Origin of the sequence: Moraxella atlantae NBRC 14588 (assembly GCF_001591265.1) — a bacterium.
Classification (GTDB): Bacteria; Pseudomonadota; Gammaproteobacteria; order Pseudomonadales; family Moraxellaceae; genus Faucicola; species Faucicola atlantae.
In genome coordinates this window covers 1-877 of the sequence record NZ_BCUL01000075.1, presented here as the reverse complement: position 1 = coordinate 877, position 877 = coordinate 1, and the positions used below count along the sequence as shown (strand labels likewise).

The 877-nt window shown below is 42.1% G+C and carries 1 protein-coding gene; it reads right to left on the bottom strand.

Annotated elements, in window-relative coordinates; genetic code table 11:
- Positions 1-810: IS701 family transposase (locus MA2_RS10765; protein ID WP_067059669.1), on the bottom strand; the 810-nt coding region annotated here is incomplete at its 3' end.
- Positions 811-877: the final 67 nt, after the last annotated feature.

Below are 877 nucleotides of genomic sequence, written 5' to 3'. Positions count from 1 at the left end.
AAACGTATCCTTGTCGCATTGTAAATCTGAGCAGACCAGATATAAAATCCCTGTGCTACCGTCCTTGTTTGTAAAGACTCGGCGTAATAACAAGACTTCATCATGGTAGTCATTTAAAAAGCCGTGAACAGGGGTATTATCGGGTAGATTGGATTCATCAATACGTACAAAGTTACCTTTTTGTCTATCATCAGGGGTTAAAGCCACCAAGCGATTTGACTTTAATGCAAAGATAAAGTGTTTTTTGGCTTTACGGATGTGCTTGAATGTTGCATTGGCTGAAAACCAAGAATCGGCTAGGACATAGTCGAATTTGACTTGGTTTTTAACTGCCATGTCAAACATCTCAAGTAAACGCTGATTTTTGGTTTTATCGCTTTTACGTTTAACCTTGCCTTTGTCATCGGTAAAGACGTTGGGTTTGGTGATGATGTCAAAGCTTAAGGGTATGTCGATGTCTTTGCGATGATACAGACAGTTAAGCAGGTTGATGCCTTTGACGTTTTTGTTTTGGGTGTGGTCGTAGTGCCAGCAGTTGATGTCGTCGATGCTTGTGTGCGGTTTGGGCTGTATGGTGTCGTCAAAGATGAGATAGCCTGTGGCATTGGGTGTGGCATTTTCATGCTGTCTTAGCATGGGTTTAATCAGTTGCCATTGTTCTTTGGCGGTGAGTGTTTCACTGTTTAGAAAGCGGGTGATGCTGTCATGGTAGATGCTCCCTTGTAGTAGGTTGGCAAGTCCTGTGGCGGTGGTTTGTCCAAAACTTGCGATGAGGTAGTCGCTGTAGAGTTCTATCATTTCTTTGTTCATTTGTTTACTCTCACTGACTGCTTTTTTTGTTATGATAACGCTTTTTTAAAGGGCTGCGTAACTTCAG